Origin of the sequence: Cupriavidus pauculus (genome assembly GCF_003854935.1) — a bacterium.
GTDB classification, from domain to species: domain Bacteria; phylum Pseudomonadota; class Gammaproteobacteria; order Burkholderiales; family Burkholderiaceae; genus Cupriavidus; species Cupriavidus pauculus_C.
This window is the reverse complement of the sequence record NZ_CP033970.1, coordinates 459,368-482,163: the sequence shown is the minus strand read 5'-3', so window position 1 is coordinate 482,163 and position 22,796 is coordinate 459,368. Positions and strand designations below refer to the sequence as shown.

At 65.9% G+C, this 22,796-nt stretch carries 15 protein-coding genes, 2 tRNA genes, 3 rRNA genes and 1 pseudogene; 16 read left to right on the top strand and 5 right to left on the bottom strand.

Annotation, left to right across the window (positions count from 1 at the left end; all coding sequences use genetic code 11):
* Window positions 1–336: 336 nt before the first annotated feature.
* The 3 genes from EHF44_RS20290 to EHF44_RS20280 all read left to right on the top strand — a co-directional run bounded on the left by EHF44_RS20290 (window position 337) and on the right by EHF44_RS20280 (window position 1,985).
* Entirely contained in the window at window positions 337–747 is a 411-nt protein-coding gene (locus EHF44_RS20290; RefSeq protein WP_124685524.1) for a hypothetical protein, read from the top strand.
* Window positions 748–1,022: 275 nt separating this feature from the next.
* Entirely contained in the window at window positions 1,023–1,304 is a 282-nt protein-coding gene (locus tag EHF44_RS20285) for a DUF7696 family protein (protein ID WP_124685523.1), read from the top strand.
* Window positions 1,305–1,358: 54 nt separating this feature from the next.
* Complete coding sequence (locus tag EHF44_RS20280) at window positions 1,359–1,985, top strand: LysE family translocator (RefSeq protein WP_124685522.1); 627 nt, start codon at window positions 1,359–1,361, stop codon at window positions 1,983–1,985.
* Window positions 1,986–1,994: 9 nt separating this feature from the next.
* On the opposite strand, the gene EHF44_RS20275 is transcribed toward EHF44_RS20280, so the two are convergent.
* The 3 genes from EHF44_RS20275 to EHF44_RS20265 all read right to left on the bottom strand — a co-directional run bounded on the left by EHF44_RS20275 (window position 1,995) and on the right by EHF44_RS20265 (window position 4,601).
* A complete protein-coding gene (locus EHF44_RS20275; RefSeq protein ID WP_124685521.1) occupies window positions 1,995–2,669 on the bottom strand; it encodes a histidine phosphatase family protein in 675 nt (224 codons plus the stop codon).
* Window positions 2,670–2,812: 143 nt separating this feature from the next.
* Entirely contained in the window at window positions 2,813–3,811 is a 999-nt protein-coding gene (locus tag EHF44_RS20270) for a Bug family tripartite tricarboxylate transporter substrate binding protein (protein WP_124685520.1), read from the bottom strand.
* Between the two features lie 97 nt (window positions 3,812–3,908).
* Entirely contained in the window at window positions 3,909–4,601 is a 693-nt protein-coding gene (locus EHF44_RS20265) for a TetR/AcrR family transcriptional regulator (protein ID WP_124685519.1), read from the bottom strand.
* A 169-nt stretch (window positions 4,602–4,770) separates the two neighbouring features.
* On the opposite strand from EHF44_RS20265, the gene EHF44_RS20260 reads away from it, so the two are divergent.
* The 6 genes and pseudogenes from EHF44_RS20260 (at window position 4,771) to EHF44_RS20235 (ending at window position 12,485) form a co-directional block, all read left to right on the top strand.
* The gene (locus tag EHF44_RS20260) at window positions 4,771–5,577 is read left to right on the top strand and encodes an IclR family transcriptional regulator (RefSeq protein ID WP_124686691.1); all 807 of its coding nucleotides are present in this window, start codon (window positions 4,771–4,773) and stop codon (window positions 5,575–5,577) included.
* Window positions 5,578–5,652: 75 nt separating this feature from the next.
* The gene (locus EHF44_RS20255) at window positions 5,653–7,791 is read left to right on the top strand and encodes an acetate--CoA ligase family protein (protein ID WP_124685518.1); all 2,139 of its coding nucleotides are present in this window, start codon (window positions 5,653–5,655) and stop codon (window positions 7,789–7,791) included.
* Window positions 7,792–7,823: 32 nt separating this feature from the next.
* Window positions 7,824–8,819 (top strand): tripartite tricarboxylate transporter substrate binding protein, encoded by a 996-nt coding sequence (locus tag EHF44_RS20250; RefSeq protein WP_253700273.1) that lies wholly within the window; start codon window positions 7,824–7,826, stop codon window positions 8,817–8,819.
* 28 nt (window positions 8,820–8,847) lie between these two features.
* Complete coding sequence (locus EHF44_RS20245; RefSeq protein ID WP_124685517.1) at window positions 8,848–10,161, top strand: DUF1254 domain-containing protein; 1,314 nt, start codon at window positions 8,848–8,850, stop codon at window positions 10,159–10,161.
* 34 nt (window positions 10,162–10,195) lie between these two features.
* Window positions 10,196–11,512, top strand: a complete 1,317-nt coding sequence (locus tag EHF44_RS20240; RefSeq protein ID WP_124685516.1) for a DUF1254 domain-containing protein — start codon at window positions 10,196–10,198, stop codon at window positions 11,510–11,512.
* A pseudogene (locus EHF44_RS20235) lies at window positions 11,509–12,485 on the top strand (Bug family tripartite tricarboxylate transporter substrate binding protein). The gene EHF44_RS20240 and the pseudogene EHF44_RS20235 overlap by 4 nt, the downstream one beginning before the upstream one ends.
* 6 nt (window positions 12,486–12,491) lie before the next feature.
* Here EHF44_RS20235 and EHF44_RS20230 read toward each other — a convergent pair.
* Complete coding sequence (locus tag EHF44_RS20230; protein WP_124685515.1) at window positions 12,492–12,914, bottom strand: hypothetical protein; 423 nt, start codon at window positions 12,912–12,914, stop codon at window positions 12,492–12,494.
* Between the two features lie 94 nt (window positions 12,915–13,008).
* Window positions 13,009–14,604 (bottom strand): exonuclease domain-containing protein, encoded by a 1,596-nt coding sequence (locus EHF44_RS20225; RefSeq protein WP_124685514.1) that lies wholly within the window; start codon window positions 14,602–14,604, stop codon window positions 13,009–13,011.
* A 489-nt stretch (window positions 14,605–15,093) separates the two neighbouring features.
* Between EHF44_RS20225 and EHF44_RS20220 the strand changes: the two genes are divergently transcribed.
* The 7 genes from EHF44_RS20220 to EHF44_RS20190 all read left to right on the top strand — a co-directional run bounded on the left by EHF44_RS20220 (window position 15,094) and on the right by EHF44_RS20190 (window position 22,771).
* Window positions 15,094–16,625: ribosomal RNA gene (locus EHF44_RS20220) — 16S ribosomal RNA — on the top strand.
* A gap of 64 nt (window positions 16,626–16,689) precedes the next feature.
* Window positions 16,690–16,766, top strand: a tRNA-Ile gene (locus EHF44_RS20215).
* Between the two features lie 8 nt (window positions 16,767–16,774).
* A tRNA-Ala gene (locus tag EHF44_RS20210) sits at window positions 16,775–16,850 on the top strand.
* A 271-nt stretch (window positions 16,851–17,121) separates the two neighbouring features.
* Window positions 17,122–19,997 (top strand): 23S ribosomal RNA (locus tag EHF44_RS20205).
* Between the two features lie 120 nt (window positions 19,998–20,117).
* Window positions 20,118–20,231: ribosomal RNA gene (gene rrf, locus EHF44_RS20200) — 5S ribosomal RNA — on the top strand.
* Together the 16S, 23S and 5S rRNA genes with 2 tRNA genes alongside form the textbook arrangement of a ribosomal RNA operon.
* Window positions 20,232–20,446: 215 nt before the next feature.
* Window positions 20,447–20,839 carry an endonuclease gene (locus EHF44_RS20195; protein WP_124685513.1) on the top strand — a complete coding sequence of 131 codons (393 nt, stop codon included), beginning with the start codon at window positions 20,447–20,449 and terminating at the stop codon, window positions 20,837–20,839.
* 768 nt (window positions 20,840–21,607) lie between these two features.
* Window positions 21,608–22,771, top strand: coding sequence for an efflux RND transporter periplasmic adaptor subunit (locus EHF44_RS20190; RefSeq protein ID WP_124685512.1), 1,164 nt, complete (start codon window positions 21,608–21,610; stop codon window positions 22,769–22,771).
* Window positions 22,772–22,796: the final 25 nt, after the last annotated feature.

Below are 22,796 nucleotides of genomic sequence, written 5' to 3'. Positions count from 1 at the left end.
GGCCAGAACCAGTGGACGGGGGCGCGAGCAATACATGAAGAAAGGGGCGCGGGCGGTGGATGTCGCCGTCAGATAGCCAGCATGCGCGTCACTGTAGCGCATTGGCCATGCCGGCTGCAGCAAGTCGGCTCGGGAGCGCTTTCGCGGACTGGCAACGAAAATCAAAAAATTTGAATAACTCGTCCGCGAATGCGTCACTAACAGGCCGGGGCTGAAGCCTATAGTTCTGTTCATGGACAGCGCGCAACGCTGAACCGGCCAGGCAGACGAGCAGCGACGCAGCCGGGACCATTCACAACAACTGAACAAATTTTTGATCGAATTCGGAGAGAAATCATGACCAAGACCACCGCCCTCAAGATTGCATCGACCCTGGTTCTGTCGCTGGCCGCGCTGGGCGCCGCCCAGGCCGAGACGGTTTCCGCAGACAAGTATGGCTACACGTTCCGCACGACGGCCTCGGCCGACACGTACGGCTACGGCTTCCGGACGCACGACGCCTTCACCGACGGCGCCCGCACCGGCAAGCCCGACGCCTTCACGGACGGCGCCCGCACGGTAGCCGGCCTCGACAGGGCAGGCGTGTCGGCTGCCCCGGGCCGCACGGCCGATCCGTACCTGGACGGCGCCCGCAACGCCGATCCCTATACCGATGGCGCCCGCTTCGTGGCCGGCCGCGATCGCGTCGGGGTGTCGGCCGAACCGGCCCGCAGCTTCGACCCGTACCTCGACGGCGCCGGTGCATGATCGATGTCACCCGCATCCCGCAAGGCGTTACGTAACCCGTAACGCCTTTTTTGTTGGCGGAGCGCCTGCCGACCGGCCCGTCCGGCACTGTTTTGCGCCCGACTGAAGTGGGGTAACGCGGCGTGGAACGTCCGCCTGGCGCGGGCTGGCGGCCGGCCGATTGAAACGGGGGTATGGCAACGCGCGGCGCGTGCCGATATTGGCATGTCGTTTGCAGACTATCCCGGCAAACGCGGCGCCACCGTTGCGCCAGACTTGCCGACCGGGAGACCACCATGTTCCAGAACCTCGCTGCCTCCGTCCATGATGTGATCGTCCGCGATGCCGCCATCGTCGCGGCCATCGACGCCGCCATGCTTGGCCGTCGCGCCGACTATGCCGGCCAGCCGATGGCGTGGAAGATGTTCTGCGAGGCGTCGCACGTGGCGACGCTGAACGACGTGCTGCGCCACGCCTTCATCGAGCGCGTGGCCAACGAGCGCGGCGCCGACGTGGCGCTGCGGCTGAAGGCCAAGGCCGAGTCGATCCGCGCCGAAGCCATCGCGCGCCTGCGCTGAGGCGCCGGCCCGGCGGCATTGGGCTACCATGGCGGCTTTGCCGCCGGAGCCGCCATGCCGCCGATCGAGACGCTGCTGCCATTCCTGGGAATCGCCCTGTTGCTGAGCCTGGCGCCGGGGCCGGACAACATCTTCGTGCTGCTGCAATCGGCCATGCACGGCACGCGCGCCGGGCTGACCGTGGTGCTGGGCCTGTGCACCGGCTTGCTGGTGCATACGGCCGTGGTGGCGGTGGGGCTGGCCGCGCTGTTGGCGGCGTCGGCCGTGGCGTTCACGATCCTGAAGGTAGCCGGGGCGCTCTACCTGGTCTATCTCGCCTGGCAGGCGTTCCGGGCACCGGTCGGGCAGGTTGGCACGCCCGGGCACGCCGCCCGGCCGGTCCGCAACATGTATCTGCGCGGCGTGGTCATGAACCTGACCAATCCCAAGGTCGTGATCTTCTTCCTGGCCTTCCTGCCGCAGTTCGTCAACCCGCAACAGGGCCACGTGGCGGTCCAGCTCATGGTGCTGGGCTTCGTGTTCATCGTGGCCACGCTGCTCGTGTTCGGGTCGATCGCGTGGTTTTCGGGCGTGTTTGGCCGCGTGCTGATGCGCTCGGCGCGCGTGCAGCGGGCGGTCAACTGGTTCGCGGGCACGGTGTTCCTGGCGCTGGCCGGCCGGCTGGTGCTGTCCCAGCGCTAGCGACGCCGTTCAGGCAAACGTGATGGCGCGGCGCCGCTCCGGGTGTTCCAGGTGCGGCACATTGTTGAAGCTCAGCAGCCGCTGCGTGCCGCGTCCCACAATCAGTTCGCAGAAGCCGGTGTTGCGGAACTGCAGGTTCAGCTCGATGGCCGTCTGCGTGGGCGCGCCGAGCAGGTCGGCAATAGCCCGGCCAATCGCGCCGCCCGAACTCACCACCAGCAGGGCATCCTCGCGCGCGGCGCCCTCGGTGGCCGTGGCCAGCGCCGCCTGCATGCGGGCGCCGAACGCCGCCCAGGTCTCGGGCATGCCGGGCAGCCCGTCCTGTGTCCACGCCGCAAACGCGGCCCGGAACGTGCGCCAGTAGTCCTGGTAGTCGCCGTTCTGGTGGGCGCGATGGTCGGCGCCGTTCGTAAAGCTGCGGTAGAGCGATTCGCCGTCGTACTCGTTCAGTCCGGCGTGGGTCTCCACGGCCACGCCGCCGGCGCCCATCCCGGCCAGGATTTCAGTCGCCGTGTCCTGCTGGCGCACCAGCGACCCGGCCACCACGCGCCGGAACTGCAGCCCGCGGTCCCGGAAATACTCCCCGAGCCAGCGTGCCTGCTGGCGGCCGACGTCCGACAGGCAGTCGTAGTTGGCGGCGCCAAAGGAGGCTTGTCCGTGACGGACGAGGAAGAGCGTGGCCATGATCGGGTGGGGGCGTGGGGAAGGAATGCCGCGATTCTAGATCGGGCGATTCCGGCGGAGCCAGCAGGCCCCGCCGGAATTCATGACGGCCATGGTTTCGCTGCATGCCGTGCAGCGGCGCGCCAGGCCGGGCGAGGCGAAAGTCAGTCCAGCGTCACGCCGGTGTCGGCGGTCAGCTTCAGCACCACCGGCAGGTAGGCCTTGTACGCGCGCTCGGCCTCGGCCGGCGTGTTGCCCACCGGCTCGGCGCCCATCTCGTCGATTCTGGCCTGCATCTCCGGCGTGCGAATCAGCGCGGACACCTCGCGGCCCAGCCGTTCGATCACCGCATCGGGCGTCTTGGCCGGCGCCAGCAGCGTGGTCGGGCCGACGATCTTGTACGCCGCGTCGCCATAGCCGGCTTCGGCAAACGTCGGCACGTCGGGCAGCGCCCTGGCGCGCGTGGTGCCGGCCACGGCCAGCGGACGCAGCTTGCCGGTGGCCAGGTGCTGGCGCAGCGTGGTGATCGACCCGATCGTCACGTTGACCTGCCCGGCCAGCAGGTCGCTGACCATCGGCCCCTCGCCACGGTAGGGCACATGCAGGATGTCGACGCCGTAGGTCTTGTCCATGTACGCCTGGATCGTGTGCGGCTGGGTGCCGGGCCCCCAAGAGCCCATGCGCAGCTTGCCGGGTTCCTTCTTCGCGTAGGCCAGCAGTTCGTTGACCGTCTTGACCGGCACGCTGCTGTTGACGGCCAGCACCGTGCGCGCCAGGGCCACGTCCGAGATCGGCCGCAGGTCGGTGCGCGGGTCGTACGGCAGCTTCTTGTAGAGCGCCAGGTTGGCCGTGATCGGGCCCGGAATCGTCATCAGCAGCGTGTAGCCGTCCGGCGCCGACTTGGCGACGAAATCCGTGCCGATGATGCCGCCCGCGCCGCTCTTGTTTTCCACCACCACGGGCTGGCCCAGCCGCTTGGACAGCGCGTCGGCCACCTGGCGTGCCAGCGTGTCGGTCAGCCCGCCGGCCGGGTAGGGCACCACCAGCCGGACCGGCTTGGTCGGGTAGTCGCCCTGGGCCGATGCCGCGAACGGCAGCAGCGACAGCGCCGCGCAGGCAACGCGTGTCGCCCACCGCCGGCGGGGCGGCGTGGATTGCTTCATGGTGTGTCTCCTCTTTGGAGCCCGGCCTGTCAGGCGTGCCGCTTTTGGCTGCGGCTGTGCGGGCGGTTGGTGGGTGTCGGGCGAGGGATCAAACGCTTCAGTTGTCGATGCCCAGGTAGCCGCTGACGATGCGCGCCATTTCCACGGGCAGGCGCTCGTCGTCCAGCCTCAGCGGGCCGGGGTTGTTCAGCACCGCGTTGACCAGCATGCCGAACACCATCTGCATGGCAAACCGCACGCGCAGCTCGGCCTCGTCGGCCGGGCCGGCCAGCCGGGGCACCAGCAGCGTCACCAGCCGCTCGATCAGCGCCTGACCGTTCTGCTGGTGCGGCAGCCATTGCTCGGGATGGGTCGTGGCGTGCTTGAGCGACGCGCGGATGATGCCGCGGTTGTTGCGGCAGCCGTTGACCATGAAGCGCATGGTCTTCTCGATGATCTGGCGCGCCGGCGCCTCCTGCCAGCGGTGCTCGGCCATGTAGCGCGCCACCGACTCGTCGGATTCGGCCATCACGGACGCCCGCAGCGCGTCGAAGTACGCCATCTTGTCTCGGAAGCGGCCGTAGAACGCGCCCACCGACACCTGGCAGGCGGCCGCGATCTGCGCCACCGACACCGCCGTGAAATCGCGCTCGGCCAGCAACTGGCGGCCCGCCGACAGCAGCGCGTGCTCTGTCTCGCGGGCGCGGCGCTGGCGCGGCGGCTGGAGGATCGACGTCGTGTCGACTTGCGGAAAGCCGGTAGCCGCGGCGGGGGCGGCGTTGTCGGCACTTTGGGGCGAGGCTGCTTGCATGGTGCGTTTCCGTATTCGAATTCGGATTCGGTTTTGCACCTTACTTTTGGCCCTGGAATGCCGTCAAGTCAGGGTTTACGCGCCGGATTTCCAATATCTGGAAATTGATTCCACCTTTTGACACTATCGCCGGCAGGCGCCCACACTGGAATCAGGAGACGACATGCCCATGAACACCCCGGTCGAACAATTCATTGCCGAACGCCGCCGCGAAGATCCTTCGTTCGGCGGGCTGCTGGCCAAGGGGTTTGCGCTGCTGCGCTGCTTTGTCGACGATCCGCGCCCGCTGGGCAACGGCGAGCTGTCGCAGCGGCTGCAACTGCCGCGCGCCACGGTGTCGCGCATCTGCCGCACGCTGTTCGAACTGGGCTACCTGGACTGGGACCCGAAGCTCGACAAGTACTTCGTCGGCGCGCAGGTGCTGGCGCTGGGCTATCCGTACCTGGCCGGGCTGCCGGTGCGGCACCTGGCGCGCCCGCTGATGCAGGCGCTGGCCAACGAGGTGGAAGGCGCCGTGTCGCTGGGCGTGGCCCACCGGCTGGACGTGACGTACCTGGAATCGTGCACGCACCTGGAAGGCACCTCGGCACGGCCGGCGGTGGGCGCGGTGCGGTCCGTGATGACCACGGCGATGGGGCGGGCGTTCCTGTGCACGCTGTCCAAGCGCGAGTTCGAGCAACTGATGATGCAGGCGCGCACCGAACGGCCCGACGAGTTCGCCGTTTGCTACGACACCGTGTGCCACAACGTCGCCCATTACCCCAAGCGCGGCTTCACGCTGAACGAGGGCGACGCCGGCGAGGGCATCCACGGCGTGGGCGTCTATTCGCGCATCACCTACCTGAACCGGCCGCTGCTGTTCAACTGCGCCATCCCGGGCCTGCGGGTACGGCGCGGCATGATGGAAAAGCGCGTGGCGCCGCTGCTGCGCGAGATGGTGCGGTCGATCGAAAACATGGCTGGCGTGGGACGCTAGCCGCCGGCGCGGGCCCGGTACGCCCGCATGGACAGAACGCCGTGGCACGTACCCGGCGTCATCAACGGAGACACCATGCTGGATCTGCAGCCCCTGCTGTGCCCGCGTTCGATCGCCGTGGTCGGCGCGTCGACGCAACCCGACAAGGTGGGCGGCGTGCCCGTCCGCCTGCTGGCCGAACTGGGCTATGCCGGCCCGGTGTACCCCGTCAATCCCGGCGCCGCCACCGTACAGGGCCTGCGCGCCTACGCCTCGGTGGCCGATATCGGCGCGCCGGTGGATCTGGCCATCGTGGCCGTGCCGGCGCCCGCCGCGCCCGACGTGATGGCGCAACTGGGCCAGGCCGGCACGCGCGCCGCCGTGGTGTTCACCTCCGGGTTTGCCGAAGTCAGCGGCGGCGACGCGCTGCAGCACGCGCTGGCCAGCCAGGCCCGCGCACACGGCGTGCAGTTGCTCGGGCCCAACTGCCTGGGCGCGATGAACCTGCGCGAGCGGATGTTCGCCACGTTCTCTCCCATCCCGTTGAGCGGCCTGCCGCCGGTGGGCGACGTCGGGCTGGTCAGCCAGAGCGGCGCGTTTGGCGCCTACGCGTTCGCGCTGGCCCGCGAGGCCGGGCTGGGCCTGAGCCATTGGGTCACCACCGGCAACGAGGCCGGCCTGCAGGTGGCCGACGTGATCGAGTGGCTGGCCGACGACCCGCAGACGCGCGTGATCCTGGCCTATATGGAAGGGGCGCGCGACGGCCTGCGCCTGCGCCGCGCGCTGGCTGCCGCGCGCCGGGCCGGCAAGCCGGTGGTGATCGCCAAGGTGGGCACCACGGCGGCCGGCGCCAGTGCCGCGCAATCGCACACGGCCAGCCTGGCCGGCGAGGACGCGGTCTATCAGGCCGTGTTCGACGAATACGGCGTGCATCGCGCGCATACGCTGGAAGCCTTCTTCCGGCTCGGCTACACGCTGGCGCGCGGGCGCCGGACGGCCGTGTGGCAGGCGCCGTCGGGCATGCCGGCCGATGCGGTGGCGCCGCTGGCCATCGTCACGGTCTCTGGCGGGGTCGGCATCATGATGGCCGACAGTGCCGAATCGCAGGGGCTGCCGCTGCCGCCGATGCCAGACGCCGCCGCGCAGGCGCTGCGCACCGCGATTCCGTTTGCCAGCACCGCCAATCCCATCGACGTGACCGGGCAGGTGGTGGCCCAGCCGCAGGTGTTCGTCGATGCGCTGGGCAGCGTGGCGCGCTGCGGCCAGTACGGCGCCGTGGCTGCCTTTGTGGCCGGCGCCGCCAACGCGCCGCGTGTGTGGGGGCCGCTCCAGGATGCCGTCACCGCGCTGCACGCCGATCCGCAGGCCGCGCCGCTGCTGATCTCGGGCGTGATGGACGACCAGAAGCGCGCCTGGCTGGAAGCGCGCGGCTGCCTGGTGTTCCGCGAGCCGGCGTACACCGTGGAAGCCGTGGCCGCGCTGGCCAAGGCGGCCGCGCTGGAAGCCGCCGCGGGCGCGCCCGATGACGCCGACGGCTCGCCGCTGGCGCCCGTGCAGGTGCCGGCCGAAGCCAGCGCGCTGTCCGAAGCCGAAGCCATGGCGCTGCTGGCCGATGCCGGCGTGCCGGTGGTGCGCCACGGCGTGGCCGGCGATGCCGATGCGGCGGTGCGCATTGCCGAATCAATCGGCTTCCCGGTGGCGGTCAAGCTCTGCTCGCGCCACATCCTGCACAAGAGCGACGTCGGCGGCGTGGTGCTGAACCTGCAGGACGCCGCCGCGGTGCGCGCCGCCTTTGCGCGCGTGCAGCAGGCGGCGGCCGAAGCGCGCGATGCGCAGGGCGGCCCGGTGCCATTCGAAGGCGTCATCGTCGCGCGCATGGCGCGGGGCTGGGGCGAGATCATGGTGGGCGTGCGGCGCGACCCCGTATTCGGGCTGGTGGCGCTGGCCGGTATCGGCGGCACGGCCGTCGAGATCTTCCGGCAGATGGCGTTCGGCCTGGCGCCGCTGTCGCGCCCGCGCGCCCGGACGATGCTGGAACAAAGCCGCGCCGCCGCGCTCTGCACCGGGCACCGGGGCCATCCCGCGCTCGACCTCGATGCCGTGGCCGACGTGCTGGTGCATGTGTCGCGCGCCGCCGCCGCCATCGGCGACCGGCTCGACACGCTCGAAATCAACCCGTTCATCGTCGGCCCGGACGGCCTGGTGGCGGCCGACGCGGTAATCACGCTGCGCTGAACGGGCCAGCCCGCCCAACACGGAGACAACCGATGCGATCGATCTTTCGCAGGATGCGCCACGTCATGGCGTTCTGGATGGCCGCCGGCATGGCCGGCGCGACGCTGATGCCGGCCGCGACGGCGGCGCCGGCCTGGCCCGACCGGCCGATCCGGCTCGTGGTGCCGTTCCCGCCCGGCGGCGGCACTGACGTGATCGGCCGCATGCTGGCCGCGCGGCTGTCCACGGTGCTCAAGGGCACCGTGGTGGTCGAGAACGTCGCCGGGGCGACTGGCACGATCGGCGCCGCGCAGGTGGCCCGCGCCGCGCCGGACGGCTACACGCTCGTGCTCGGCATCTCGGCCACCCATGCCATCGCGCCGGCCATCTTCCCGAAGCTGCCGTACGACCCGCTGCGCGACTTCGTGCCCATCGGCCGCATTGCGTACGGCGGCAACGTGCTGGTTGCGAACCCGACGTTCCCGGCGCATGACCTGCGCGCGCTCGTCGCCATGGCCCGCCAGCCCGGCGCGGACCTGGCCTATGGTTCCTGGGGCCAGGGCTCGGGCGGCCATCTCGCCGGCGAGAGCATCAACGTGTCGGCCGGCATCCGCCTGCGCCATGTGCCGTACAAGGGCGTGGCGCCGATGCTGAACGACGTGATGGGCGGCACGGTGCCGCTGGCCATGTCGGACCTGGCCGGCACGCTGCCGCTGATCCGCGCCGGCAAGGTGCGGCCGCTGGCCGTGACCGGCTCCGAACGCTCGGCGGCGCTGCCCGAGGTGCCGACGCTGGCCGAATCGGGCATCGCGTTCAAGGTGGATAGCTGGTTCGCGCTGTTCGCCCCGGCGCGCACGCCGGCCGCCATCGTCGAGCGGCTGGAAGCGGCCACGCACGAGGCGATGCAGGACGGCGCCATCCAGGCGCAGATCGCCACCATGGGCATGCGCTACGCGCCGATGTCCCGCGCGCGGTTCACCGAGCAGATGCGCGACGACGCCCGCGCGTGGGCCGCCCTCGTCAAGTCCAGCGGCGCCGCGCTGGAATGAATCCACGACACCAACCAGAGGCTATTCCATGAACCATCCCGCGACGCCCCCCTTGGCCGCATCGCTGCACACCAGCCCGCAGGAGGCGCTGGTCGCCGCCGCCGCCGTGCCGCTGGTGCTCTACGGCTATCCGCTGATCGAGACGCTGCGCACGTGCCGGCTGCAGACGTCGGTCGACGCGCCCACGTGCTACGGCCGCGCACCCATGAACACGCTGTCCGCCAGCGAGCGGCCATGGACGCACGAGGACCGCGACATCGTCACGCCGGCCAACGACCTGCTGTACTTCTGCGGCTGGCTGAACCTGGCCGATGGCCCGGTGACGCTGCGCGTGCCCGCGCTGCCGGACGCGGACCGCTACTACGTGGTGGAACTGCTGGACGCCCACACCAACAACTTCGCCAACCTGGGCCCCCGCAACGTGCCGGCGGCCGGCGCCGACGTGCGCATCGTCGGCCCGGGCCAGCAGGCCGACGGGCCGCACGTGGTGCAGGCGCCCACGTCGCTGGTCTGGGTACTCGGGCGCGTGCTGGTGACGGGCGCCGAAGACCTGCCGCAGGCCCATGCCTTCGAGCAGGGCTTCGAAGTGGTGCAGCACCCCGGCACCGCGCAGCCCGCCAGCGTGGCGCGGTGGCAGGACACCGGCGACGCCGGCGTGGACTTCTTCCAGAACCTGTTCCGGGCGATGCGCGACTTTCCGCCCGCTCCGGCGGAGGCCGGCCTGTTCACGCTGCTGCGCAAGGTGGGGCTGCGGCTGGAGGACGAGGTGGAGATCGCCACGCTGCGGCCGGCCATCGTCGACGGCCTGCGCAGCGCCTACGCGCAGGGCATGGCGCTGATCGAGGCCCATACCCGCAGCCAGGGGCACAAGGCGTGGGGCTACAGCCTGCGCCTGGGCACCTATGGCGACGACTGGATGCTGCGCGCCTGCACGGCCATGAAGGGGCTGGGCGCGCTGCGGGCCGACGAGGCGGTCTACGCGATGGCCGATTTCGATGCCGGCGGCGAGCGCCTGCACGGCCGGCATCGCTACGTGCTGCGCTTTCCGGCCGGCATGCTGCCACCGGCCGACGCCTTCTGGTCGGTGTCGCTGTACGGGGAGGACCGCTATTTCACGGCCAACGCGATCGGCCGCTACGCCATCGGCGATCGAACGCCGGGCCTGCGCCGCGAGCCGGACGGATCGCTCGCGATCGACATCGGCCACGCCCGGCCCGCCGACGACACCAACTGGCTGCCGGCGCCCGACGGCGTCTTCTACCTGATCCTGCGGCTCTACCACCCGACGCCGGGCTTCATCGCCGGCGAGTACCGCATCCCGGCCGTGCAGCGGATCGGCTGAAGACCCCTCTAACAATAATCAGGAGACACGAGACATGCCGCACCCCACCGACGACGTCCAGCAACTGGCACGCGACGCCGTGCTCTACACGCTGCCGCTATACGAGATGGCCCGCATGCGCGCGGCCACCTGCCCGCGCCGCGACCGGGCCGGCCGCTTTGCCGGCGACGGCCCCGAGAGCACGCTGCGCTGGATCAACCACCTGATCCACACGCGCGAACTGCTGGGGCCGCAGCATCGGCAGGTAGTCACGCCGAACAACGACACGCTGTACACGAACGCCTGGCTGGACTTGTCCCGCGAGCCGGTGGTGCTGGACGTGCCTGACTTCGCTGGCCGCTACTACGTGCTGGGCCTGCTGGACGCCTATACCAACCCGTTCGGCTACATCGGCAGCCGCACCACGGGCACCGGTGCGGGCCAGTTCCTGCTGCACGGTCCGGGCTGGCATGGCGAGGTGCCGGCCGGCATGCGCGCGGTGCCGTGCCCGACCGACGCAGTCTGGATGATTGGCCGGCTGCTGGTCGATGACGACGCCGACCTGGCGGCCGCCCACGCGCTGCAGAACGCCATCGCGCTGAAACGGCTGGACGGTGCGCCGGCCGCGTGTGCCTTCGACGTCGGCATGCAGCCGCGCGAGCACCTGGGCGATCCGGCGCGCTTTGCGGCGGTGGTCAACGCGATGCTTGCGCACAACCCGCCGCCGCGCGACGAGGCCGGCATGGTCGCGCGCCTTGCAGCGGTGGGCATCGGCGCGGGGCTGACGCCCACGGCGGCGCAGGCCGAGGCGCTGGGCGCCGCGCTGCTGGCCGTGCTGGACGAGCTTGGCGCGCCGCAGGCGTCGGACATGGGCGGCGGCTGGACCATGTCGGTCGACGTGCGGGAATCGTATGGCCGCCACTACTTGCAGCGGGCGCTGGTGGCGCGCAACTACATCGGCGCGCTGGGCGTGCAGGAGGCCATGTACATCATGGCCGACCGCGACGCCGACGGCGCGCCGCTGGACGGCAGGCGCGCCTACCGGCTGCATTTCGCGGCCGACAACCTGCCGCGCGTGGACGCGTTCTGGTCGCTGACGATGTACGACAAGAGCGACTGCATGCTGGTGCCGAACGCGATATCGCGCTACTCGCTTGGCGACCGCTCGCCCACGCTGGCGCGCAATGCCGACGGCAGCCTGACGCTCCATCTGTCGGCCACGCCGCCGGCCGACCACGCCCGCCACGGCAACTGGCTGCCGGCACCAGCCGGCTCGTTCTACGTGGCGCTGCGCCTCTACGTGCCGCAGCCCGCGCACCTGGACCGCACCTACCGCTATCCGGCCATCGAGCCGGTCAAGGAGCCATCATGACGCCCTCGCAACAGACCCGTCGCCGCCTGCTGGGCGCGCTGGCACTGGCCGGCATGGTGCCGCGCGCGTTCGGCGAGGCATGGCCCGCCAAGACGGTGCGGCTGGTGTCGCCATACGGGCCTGGCGGCTCGAACGACACGTCGGCACGCGTCTGGCCGAAGCGCTGAGCCGCAAGTACGGCCAGCAACTGGTGGTCGAGAACAAGCCGGGCGCCGGGACGCGCGTGGCCAGCGAGTCGGTGGCCCATGCGCCAGCCGACGGCTACACGCTGCTGTGGGCCGCCGCGCCGTTCGCGATCAATACCGGGGCCGGGCTGAGCCAGCGGTTCGACATCCACAAGGATTTCGTGGCCGTCGGGCCGCGCGTGCTGGGCCCGATCTTCCTGATCGTCAACGCCGCGTCGCCGGTCAGGACCGTGGCGGACTTCGTCAAGATGGCAAAGCAGAAGCCGGGCGGCGTGACGTTTGCGTCGCCGGGCGTCGGGTCCGGCCCGCACCTGACGGCCGAACTGTTCGCCGCGCAGGCGGGGTTCAAGGCGCTGAACGTGCATTACCGCGGCGATGCCACGGCGTACACCGAGCTGCTGGCCGGCCGCGTGGACGCGACGCTGACCGCCATCACCACCGCGCTGCCATTCATCCAGGCCGGCAAGCTGCGCGTGATTGCGGTGGCGGCCGACGTGCGCACGCCGGTGTATCCGGACGCGCCGACGTTTGCCGAGCAGGGCGTGGCGGAGGTGGTCGGCTACGGCTGGTTCGGGATCGTGGCCCCGGCTGGCACGCCGCCAGCCATCGTCCAGCAGATCAACCACGATGCCAGCCAGGCGCTGGGCGACCCGCAGGTCAGGCAGAAGCTGCTGGGACTGGGGCTGCAGCCGGCGCCGGGCAGCAGCGCGGACTTTGCCGGTTTCATCGACGCCGAGGTCAAAAAGTGGGGCGCGCTGGTCAAGGCGCGCGGGATCGTGCTGGAGTAGCGCGCGTCAGCCCTGGCCAGCGGGCTTGCGGGCCAGGGTTGCGCACTGGCCGATCACGCGCTGGACGCAGCAGGCGGTGCCGCTCCATTCGCCCCGGCTGACGTTGCCGTCGGCGCCGGCTACCAGCTTGCGCTGGCATTGGGCCACGCGGGCCGGCGGCTCCAGCCCGGCGTCGCGCGGGCCGCTGCCGGGTGGGCGTGCCACCGGCATCTCTTCGGTCCAGACATAGGCCGTACCACCCGGCACGGTCTGCACGGCCTGGGGCGGCCCCCACTGGGCCTTGGCCTGCTCGACGGGCGCGCCTTTCCAGGAATCGACGATTCCCTGCATGGCGTTCGACTCGATGCTGGCGCAGGCCGCCGCCAGGGCAACGGTGCCGGCGGCGAGCAGAATGGCGAGGAATGAGGGCGGGCGGGGCGACGCGGGCATGGCGGCTCCATCGAGAGGGCGGGGCTCCCGTGGCAGCCTAGCTGACGCGGGCGGCGGATGGCAATGTCTGGATGTGCGCAGCCGCACCGATTTTTCAGCCGAACAGCGACGGCTGGCCGAGCGCGCGGGGCGGCTCCCGGCGGGCGGCCGGGCGGGGCAGGGCGGATCGGTCGGCACGCAGCGGGGCGGGCTCGGGGGCGGTCAGCGCAAATTCGCGCACGGCGGCCAGCGGCACGGCTGTGGCCTGCAGCCGTGCCAGATGCGGCGCCAGTATCTGATAGGTATCGATGTCGAAGCGGGCCGGGGCGGCCGTCAGCGCCTGGGCGTCGTCCAGCGTCGCGGCCGTGCCCAGGTAGCACCAGTCCTCGATGACGTGCCATGGCTGCCCGGGCTGCTCGCCTTCGCGCCACGCCACGGCGCCGCCGAACGGCCACGGCGTCAGCGCCAGCGCGTGCATCGCGGCAGCCAGGCGCAGCCGGTGGTCGGCGCGCGATTCGTGGCCCGTGCACGCGCCCGCGCAGCGGTGAAGTTGCCGGGCGAAGCACGGATTGCCGCGCCGCGCGGTGGGTTCCATCATCAGCGTGACCTGGCAGAGCTGCTCGGTCTCGGCCAGCTCCCGCAGCCGGGCCTGGGCGCCGGTACGCGTGGCGAATACGCCATAGAGGGCGGCATGGCGGCTGAAATCGACGTGGCGGTCCGAGCGCAACCGCGGCGCGGGCAGGCCATCGACCAGTTCCCAGGCGAACAGTTCGCCCGCGTGGCGTAGCTGCTGGTTGTGCAGCGGCCGCAGGGCCTTGACCAGATGGGCCTCCAGCAGCAAGGCGCCGATCTCGCCGCCGGTTTCGCGCCAGTCCACGCGGCGCACGGTGCGCGCGATCCGCATTTCCTTCGGATTGGCATGGTCGCCGGAAAAGTGGGCGCGGATGCGCTGGCGCAGGTGGATGCTCTTGCCGACATAGAGCGGCGCGTCGTCGTCGCCATAGAACAAATAGACGCCGGGGCGGTCTGGCACGTCGTCGAGCGCCGTCTCGCTTAGGCCCGCCGGCAGGCTGGCGTGCTTGACCAGCGCCTTGACGGCCGATTCCACCAGATCGACCGAATAGAGACCGTGGATCTTCTGCCAGAACTGCCAGAGCAGCTCGGCATCGGCCAGCGCGCGGTGCCGGCCCTTGGGCACGAGGTTGAACCGGGCGATCAGGGCGTCGAGGCCGTGGCGCTCCACCGACGGGAACAGCGAGCGGGACAGGCGCAGCGTGCACAGGACGTCGGCCCGGAAGGTCACGCCGGCCCGGCGGAACTCGTTCTTCAGGAAGCCGTAGTCAAAGCGGGCGTTGTGGGCAACGAAGAGGCGGCCCTGCAGGCGCTCGGCTAGCAACTCCGCAATCGACGCAAAGGTGGGCTGGCCGCGCACCATGTCGTCGGTGATGCCGGTCATCCCCTGGATAAAGGGCGGGATGCTGGCTTGCGGGTCGACCAGCGTGTCCCACTGGTGGATGCCGTCAGGGCCCACTTCGACCACGCCGATTTCGGTGATCCGGTCGCGCTGGGCGTCGGGGCCGGTGGTTTCCAGATCGACAAACGCAATGGGGCGCGCAAGCGCGGCCGCCAGCGCGTGGGCGTCGAGGGCGCCCGCGTCGCGGCTGGGCAGGCGTTCGGGGAGATAGGTAGCGGGTTCCGCGGGCGTCGTCATGCGGCGATTCTACGGGATCGGAAAATTCTTTTGCGAAACCCCTTGCGCAGGTCGCCGGGCTCCTCTAATATTCGCCCCCTCGCAACACAAACCGCGCTGCAAACGCAGCAGCGACAAGGGTTGCGGGGTCGGTGGGGGTTGGAGTTGGCGGGGTTTGCCAGCGCCGGCCGGCAGAAAAAAGTTCTGCGAAACCTGTTGACGAAACGTTGAATGCTCTGCATAATCTCGTTTCTCCGCTGCGACGAAATACGCAGCGACAGCGAACGGCGAAGCCGGCCCGCTGAAGTTCTTTAACAACCAAACAACCGATAAGTGTGGGCGCTTGATGGCGAACGCCGCGGCGGACTTCGGGTCTGTCGTGTTGCTTCAACAGTATCAAGTGCTCGCACAGTAAAACATGTTGGTTTGGCTCTTCGGAGTCAAGCCAGTCAGTTTTCTGAGAGTGAGCGACCGCTCGAAAGAGCGAGCCCTTCGGGGCACACAGAGATTGAACTGAAGAGTTTGATCCTGGCTCAGATTGAACGCTGGCGGCATGCCTTACACATGCAAGTCGAACGGCAGCGCGGACTTCGGTCTGGCGGCGAGTGGCGAACGGGTGAGTAATACATCGGAACGTACCCTGTTGTGGGGGATAACTAGTCGAAAGATTAGCTAATACCGCATACGACCTGAGGGTGAAAGCGGGGGACCGCAAGGCCTCGCGCAGCAGGAGCGGCCGATGTCTGATTAGCTAGTTGGTGGGGTAAAGGCTCACCAAGGCGACGATCAGTAGCTGGTCTGAGAGGACGATCAGCCACACTGGGACTGAGACACGGCCCAGACTCCTACGGGAGGCAGCAGTGGGGAATTTTGGACAATGGGGGCAACCCTGATCCAGCAATGCCGCGTGTGTGAAGAAGGCCTTCGGGTTGTAAAGCACTTTTGTCCGGAAAGAAAACGTTCTGGTTAATACCTGGGGCGGATGACGGTACCGGAAGAATAAGCACCGGCTAACTACGTGCCAGCAGCCGCGGTAATACGTAGGGTGCGAGCGTTAATCGGAATTACTGGGCGTAAAGCGTGCGCAGGCGGTTTTGTAAGACAGGCGTGAAATCCCCGGGCTTAACCTGGGAATTGCGCTTGTGACTGCAAGGCTAGAGTGCGTCAGAGGGGGGTAGAATTCCACGTGTAGCAGTGAAATGCGTAGAGATGTGGAGGAATACCGATGGCGAAGGCAGCCCCCTGGGACGTGACTGACGCTCATGCACGAAAGCGTGGGGAGCAAACAGGATTAGATACCCTGGTAGTCCACGCCCTAAACGATGTCAACTAGTTGTTGGGGATTCATTTTCTCAGTAACGTAGCTAACGCGTGAAGTTGACCGCCTGGGGAGTACGGTCGCAAGATTAAAACTCAAAGGAATTGACGGGGACCCGCACAAGCGGTGGATGATGTGGATTAATTCGATGCAACGCGAAAAACCTTACCTACCCTTGACATGCCACTAACGAAGCAGAGATGCATCAGGTGCCCGAAAGGGAAAGTGGACACAGGTGCTGCATGGCTGTCGTCAGCTCGTGTCGTGAGATGTTGGGTTAAGTCCCGCAACGAGCGCAACCCTTGTCTCTAGTTGCTACGAAAGGGCACTCTAGAGAGACTGCCGGTGACAAACCGGAGGAAGGTGGGGATGACGTCAAGTCCTCATGGCCCTTATGGGTAGGGCTTCACACGTCATACAATGGTGCGTACAGAGGGTTGCCAACCCGCGAGGGGGAGCTAATCCCAGAAAACGCATCGTAGTCCGGATCGCAGTCTGCAACTCGACTGCGTGAAGCTGGAATCGCTAGTAATCGCGGATCAGCATGCCGCGGTGAATACGTTCCCGGGTCTTGTACACACCGCCCGTCACACCATGGGAGTGGGTTTTGCCAGAAGTAGTTAGCCTAACCGCAAGGAGGGCGATTACCACGGCAGGGTTCATGACTGGGGTGAAGTCGTAACAAGGTAGCCGTATCGGAAGGTGCGGCTGGATCACCTCCTTTCCAGAGGCTTGTGTTCACAAGTCAAGCGTCCACACTTATCGGTTTGTTTGAGTGTTACAGCCAAGGGTCTGTAGCTCAGGTGGTTAGAGCACCGTCTTGATAAGGCGGGGGTCGTAGGTTCAAGTCCTACCAGACCCACCAAGTTATCCGGGGGATTAGCTCAGCTGGGAGAGCACCTGCTTTGCAAGCAGGGGGTCGTCGGTTCGATCCCGTCATCCTCCACCACTTACCTTGGGGTAGTTGTCAAAGAGAAGCGCTCGGTTGCGAGTGTTTGTCTTTGGCTGTTGCCATCGAGCATGTTTGCTCGGCTGTTCTTTAACAATATGGGATGTAGTAAAGGTGTCGCGAGTGCGTTGATGAGGCGCGCTGCAGTACGCGATACCGGGTTGTGATTGTATCAACCAAAATGTATTTAAGTGATCGAAAGATGACTTGGAATACGGCACAAACGCGAGAACTCAGACCTGTAATGGATGTGGAGACACACTCGTTATAGGGTCAAGCGAACAAGTGCATGTGGTGGATGCCTTGGCGATCACAGGCGATGAAGGACGCGGTAGCCTGCGAAAAGCTTCGGGGAGCTGGCAAACGAGCTTTGATCCGGAGATGTCCGAATGGGGAAACCCGGCCCGTATGGGTCATTCCTTGCTGAATACATAGGCAAGGGAAGCGAACGCGGCGAACTGAAACATCTAAGTAGCTGCAGGAACAGAAATCAACCGAGATTCCCAAAGTAGTGGCGAACGAAATGGGAAGAGCCTTGTACTCTTTAGCAGCATTGTTAGCAGAACGGGATGGAAAGCCCGGCCATAGCAGGTGATAGCCCTGTATGCGAAAACAGCGTTGTGGAACTAGGTGTACGACAAGTAGGGCGGGACACGTGAAATCCTGTCTGAAGATGGGGGACCATCCTCCAAGGCTAAATACTCGTGATCGACCGATAGTGAACCAGTACCGTGAGGGAAAGGCGAAAAGAACCCCGGGAGGGGAGTGAAATAGATCCTGAAACCGCATGCATACAAACAGTCGGAGCCTGGCAACGGGTGACGGCGTACCTTTTGTATAATGGGTCAGCGACTTACATTCAGTGGCAAGCTTAACCGATTAGGGAAGGCGTAGCGAAAGCGAGTCCGAACAGGGCGTTGAGTCGCTGGGTGTAGACCCGAAACCAGATGATCTATCCATGGCCAGGTTGAAGGTGCGGTAACACGTACTGGAGGACCGAACCCACTAACGTTGAAAAGTTAGGGGATGAGCTGTGGATAGGGGTGAAAGGCTAAACAAATCTGGAAATAGCTGGTTCTCTCCGAAAACTATTTAGGTAGTGCCTCGTGTCTCACCTTCGGGGGTAGAGCACTGTCATGGTTGGGGGTCTATTGCTGATTACCCCGCCATAGCAAACTCCGAATACCGAAGAGTGCAATCACGGGAGACAGACATCGGGTGCTAACGTCCGGTGTCAAGAGGGAAACAACCCAGACCGCCAGCTAAGGTCCCCAAGATTGGCTAAGTGGGAAACGAAGTGGGAAGGCTAAAACAGTCAGGAGGTTGGCTTAGAAGCAGCCACCCTTTAAAGAAAGCGTAATAGCTCACTGATCGAGTCGTCCTGCGCGGAAGATGTAACGGGGCTAAGCCAGTCACCGAAGCTGCGGACGCGCGCAAGCGCGTGGTAGGAGAGCGTTCTGTAAGCCTGTGAAGGTGTCTTGTAAAGGATGCTGGAGGTATCAGAAGTGCGAATGCTGACATGAGTAGCGATAAAGGGGGTGAAAGGCCCCCTCGCCGTAAGCCCAAGGTTTCCTACGCAACGTTCATCGGCGTAGGGTGAGTCGGCCCCTAAGGCGAGGCAGAGATGCGTAGCTGATGGGAAGCAGGTTAATATTCCTGCACCGTCGTATGATGCGATGGGGGGACGGATCGCGGAAGGTTGTCCGGGTGTTGGAAGTCCCGGTCCCTGCATTGGAGAAGGCGCTTAGGCAAATCCGGGCGCGGAATTCAAGGATGCGGGGCGAGCGGCCTAGTGCTGCGAAGCAATTGGAAGTGGTTCCAAGAAAAGCCTCTAAGCTTCAGTCATACGAGACCGTACCGCAAACCGACACAGGTGGGCGAGATGAGTATTCTAAGGCGCTTGAGAGAACTCGGGAGAAGGAACTCGGCAAATTGGTACCGTAACTTCGGGATAAGGTACGCCCTGGTAGCTTGACTGGCCTGCGCCAGAAGGGTGAAGGGGTTGCAATAAAATGGTGGCTGCGACTGTTTAATAAAAACACAGCACTCTGCAAACACGAAAGTGGACGTATAGGGTGTGACGCCTGCCCGGTGCCGGAAGATTAAATGATGGGGTGCAAGCTCTTGATTGAAGTCCCGGTAAACGGCGGCCGTAACTATAACGGTCCTAAGGTAGCGAAATTCCTTGTCGGGTAAGTTCCGACCTGCACGAATGGCGTAACGATGGCCACACTGTCTCCTCCCGAGACTCAGCGAAGTTGAAGTGTTTGTGATGATGCAATCTCCCCGCGGCTAGACGGAAAGACCCCATGAACCTTTACTGTAGCTTTGCATTGGACTTTGAACCGATCTGTGTAGGATAGGTGGGAGGCTTTGAAGCGTGGACGCTAGTTCACGTGGAGCCGTCCTTGAAATACCACCCTGGTTTGTTTGAGGTTCTAACCTTGGCCCGTGAATCCGGGTCGGGGACAGTGCATGGTAGGCAGTTTGACTGGGGCGGTCTCCTCCCAAAGTGTAACGGAGGAGTTCGAAGGTACGCTTGGTACGGTCGGACATCGTACCTAAAGTGCAATGGCAAAAGCGTGCTTAACTGCGAGACCGACAAGTCGAGCAGGTGCGAAAGCAGGACATAGTGATCCGGTGGTTCTGAATGGAAGGGCCATCGCTCAACGGATAAAAGGTACTCTGGGATAACAGGCTGATACCGCCCAAGAGTTCATATCGACGGCGGTGTTTGGCACCTCGATGTCGGCTCATCTCATCCTGGGGCTGTAGCCGGTCCCAAGGGTATGGCTGTTCGCCATTTAAAGAGGTACGTGAGCTGGGTTTAAAACGTCGTGAGACAGTTTGGTCCCTATCTGCCGTGGGCGTTGGAATCTTGACGGGGGCTGCTCCTAGTACGAGAGGACCGGAGTGGACGTACCGCTGGTGTACCTGTTGTCTCGCCAGAGGCATCGCAGGGTAGCTATGTACGGAAGAGATAACCGCTGAAAGCATCTAAGCGGGAAACTCGCCTGAAGATGAGGATTCCCTGGAGGCTTGACCTCCTTGAAGGGTCGTTCGAGACCAGGACGTTGATAGGCTGGGTGTGGAAGCGCAGTAATGCGTTAAGCTAACCAGTACTAATTGCCCGTAAGGCTTGATCCTATAACCAGTGTGTTTTACCTGGTGTTCCGCTGTGCCACAGGCATACAGCACAACCCCATATCTTTACTACACCCAGATTCGCCCGCGCTGACCACACGTCAGCGCCGGCAACCCCTCATGCCTGGTGACCATAGCGAGTTGGAACCACCCCTTCCCATCCCGAACAGGACCGTGAAACGACTTTGCGCCGATGATAGTGCGGACTACCCGTGTGAAAGTAGGTCATCGCCAGGCTCTTATACCCAGAACCCCCAAGCCCAAAAGCTTGGGGGTTTTGCTTTGGCAGCGGCGGAATTCATTACCGCGCGGTTGTAAAAGCGCCAGCCTCTCGCTGTTCAAACGCCCGCATTTTGTGGATGATCGTCCGCAAATTTGCCCGGCACGCCTTTCGCTCTTGTGTGGACACAGGGGATGGCAGCCCGCCATCCCTCCGCATTCAGGAGGTGTCCATGCAAAAGCTTCGACCCCGACATATGCTGGCAGCCGGTGCGCTGGCGTTGATTTCGGTCTCGGCACTGGCCCAGACGACGCCGGGCCCGCGCGATCCATATACCCAGGGTAGCGCCGCGCCGATCAGTGGTACCTACGATCCGAACACCAGCGGTGCCCGTGCCGGCGACAAGTTCGACCCGTACTCGCAGGGTGCCGATCGCGCGACTCGCCAGGATCTTGCTCCGCAACCGCAGGCCCAGACCTACCAGCGGCAGTCGTATCAGAACACCGTTGCACCGCCGGCCCGACCGGACCGGATGGCAGGTGCCTATCGCGGCGACATGCGCTGGAATGGCCCGCTGCTCGGTAACCGCCTGGGGCCGCGTAGTCTTTATCTAGACGGCGCCTGAGTGCCGCCGCGTCAACTGATTGGGAACCCCGCCAAATCGGCGGGGTTTTTTGTTTGGCAGACCCCCCACTGTCTCATCTCCGCAAAACACTTTTCCGCAAGATGGCCAACACGGCACCAATCCTTTGGGATTCTGCGTGGCGGTTTCCGATTCCCACGTGGCAATGAAGCATTCCACTTCATTACAAGGAATTTTCTGTCATCCTGATTCAACTTCGACCTGTTAGCATAGCGAAATTCGCAAGCATGCTTATTGAACTGTTTGCCAGGCAGACTGCTCAAATGCTGCATTGCCGCAGACGCCGGACGCCCGGCCCGCCTTGGAGGAGGGGGCCGCGCAGGACCCAGCCAAGGGTGCCGGTTGTGTGAATGACGCCACAAGACAGGTGTGCGTCAGCAGATATCGGAGAAACCGATTATTGTTGTCGACCGGTAAGACGATGCCCACCCTAGATCGGCGCACGGCTTGCATGCAGCAGTAATCCCGATCATCCAAGGTCGAGCAGGAATTTTGAGAGTACGGGGAGCAGGGCAGCCCAGCCAGGGCAGTCCTGTGCCGGATGCGCGCGCGGCGTGTCTGGTGTTCAGTTTTCCTCCAGGCCGGCAGAGCCGGCGAAAGCAGGGGCCCATGGCGACAATCCGCTGAATCCGTTAGCCGACACGTGCCTGTCGTGGGCACGCCAATCGCGTCCACGCGCGCCGTGACGCCCGCCTGGCTTGAGCCAGGACCAAGAAGAATTCAATCCGTTTCATCCTCGAGGAAATCGCTATGCAAGCAACGCGCGCCAAGCGTGCTTTGATTCCAGGCATGCTGGCTCTTGCCGTGGTGGTGCTGTCCGCCTGCGGCAAGAAGAACGAAGCCCCCGCGGCCCAGACGCCTGAAGTGAAAGTGGTCACGCTGAAGAACGAGGCCGTCACGCTGGACACCTCGCTGCCGGGCCGGACGCTCGCGTACCGGATCGCCGAAGTCCGCCCGCAGGTCAATGGCATCATCCAGAAGCGGCTGTTCGTGGAAGGCAGCGACGTCAAGCAGGGCCAGCAGCTTTACCAGATCGACCCGTCGACGTACGAAGCCACGGCCAAGAGCGCCGAGGCCACGCTGGCATCGTCCAAGCTGCTGGCGGAGCGCTACGGCCGGCTGGTGGGCGATGAGGCCGTCAGCAAGCAGCAGTATGCCGAGGCACAGGCGTCGTACCTGCAGTCCAAGGCCGCCGTCGACCAGGCACACATCAACCTGCGCTACACCAAGGTGCTGGCGCCGATCTCGGGCCGCATCAGCCGCTCGCTGGTCACCGAAGGCGCGCTGGTCACCAATGGCCAGGCCAACGCGCTGGCCACCATCCAGCAGCTCGATCCGATCTACGTCGACGTGACGCAGCCGTCCGCGTCGCTGCTGCGCCTGCGCAAGGAACTGGCCAACGGCCAGCTCCAGGGCGCCGGCGCCAACGCCGCCAAGGTCATGCTCCAGCTGGAGGATGGCAGCACCTATTCGGAACCGGGTCGCCTGGAGTTTTCGGAAGTGGCCGTCGACCAGAGCACCGGCTCGGTCACGCTGCGCGCCGTGTTCCCGAATCCCCGCAACGAGTTGCTGCCCGGCATGTTCGTGCACGCCCGCCTGGCCGAAGGCGTCCGCCAGTCGGCCATTCTTGCACCGCAACGGGGCGTCACGCGCGACCTGAAGGGGCAGCCGACGTCGCTGGTGGTCAACGCCAACAACGAGGTGGAACTGCGCGTGCTCAAGACGGACCGCACGATCGGCAACAACTGGCTCGTCACCGATGGCCTGAAGGCCGGCGACCGCGTGATCGTCGAGGGCCTGCAGTTCGTCCGCCCCGGCGCCAAGGTCAAGGCCACCGAGGCCACCGCGGCCCAGTCCGGCCTGGCCCCTGCCTCGGCGCCCGCCGCCGCCTCGGCGCCGGCCGCCAAGTCCTGATCGGGACCGACGCATAAGGATTCGC

Excerpts from the sequence above, each read along its gene's own strand:
- EHF44_RS20225 (WP_124685514.1), bottom strand. The coding sequence starts at position 14,604 with ATGACGACGCCCGCGGAACCCGCTACCTATCTCCCCGAACGCCTGCCC.
- EHF44_RS20250 (WP_253700273.1), top strand. The coding sequence starts at position 7,824 with ATGCGATCGATCTTTCGCAGGATGCGCCACGTCATGGCGTTCTGGATG.
- EHF44_RS20280 (WP_124685522.1), top strand. The coding sequence starts at position 1,359 with ATGCCGCCGATCGAGACGCTGCTGCCATTCCTGGGAATCGCCCTGTTG.
- EHF44_RS20270 (WP_124685520.1), bottom strand. The coding sequence starts at position 3,811 with ATGAAGCAATCCACGCCGCCCCGCCGGCGGTGGGCGACACGCGTTGCC.
- EHF44_RS20195 (WP_124685513.1), top strand. The coding sequence starts at position 20,447 with ATGCAAAAGCTTCGACCCCGACATATGCTGGCAGCCGGTGCGCTGGCG.
- EHF44_RS20275 (WP_124685521.1), bottom strand. The coding sequence starts at position 2,669 with ATGGCCACGCTCTTCCTCGTCCGTCACGGACAAGCCTCCTTTGGCGCC.
- EHF44_RS20290 (WP_124685524.1), top strand. The coding sequence starts at position 337 with ATGACCAAGACCACCGCCCTCAAGATTGCATCGACCCTGGTTCTGTCG.
- EHF44_RS20260 (WP_124686691.1), top strand. The coding sequence starts at position 4,771 with ATGAACACCCCGGTCGAACAATTCATTGCCGAACGCCGCCGCGAAGAT.
- EHF44_RS20255 (WP_124685518.1), top strand. The coding sequence starts at position 5,653 with ATGCTGGATCTGCAGCCCCTGCTGTGCCCGCGTTCGATCGCCGTGGTC.
- EHF44_RS20190 (WP_124685512.1), top strand. The coding sequence starts at position 21,608 with ATGCAAGCAACGCGCGCCAAGCGTGCTTTGATTCCAGGCATGCTGGCT.
- EHF44_RS20240 (WP_124685516.1), top strand. The coding sequence starts at position 10,196 with ATGCCGCACCCCACCGACGACGTCCAGCAACTGGCACGCGACGCCGTG.
- EHF44_RS20265 (WP_124685519.1), bottom strand. The coding sequence starts at position 4,601 with ATGCAAGCAGCCTCGCCCCAAAGTGCCGACAACGCCGCCCCCGCCGCG.
- EHF44_RS20245 (WP_124685517.1), top strand. The coding sequence starts at position 8,848 with ATGAACCATCCCGCGACGCCCCCCTTGGCCGCATCGCTGCACACCAGC.
- EHF44_RS20230 (WP_124685515.1), bottom strand. The coding sequence starts at position 12,914 with ATGCCCGCGTCGCCCCGCCCGCCCTCATTCCTCGCCATTCTGCTCGCC.
- EHF44_RS20285 (WP_124685523.1), top strand. The coding sequence starts at position 1,023 with ATGTTCCAGAACCTCGCTGCCTCCGTCCATGATGTGATCGTCCGCGAT.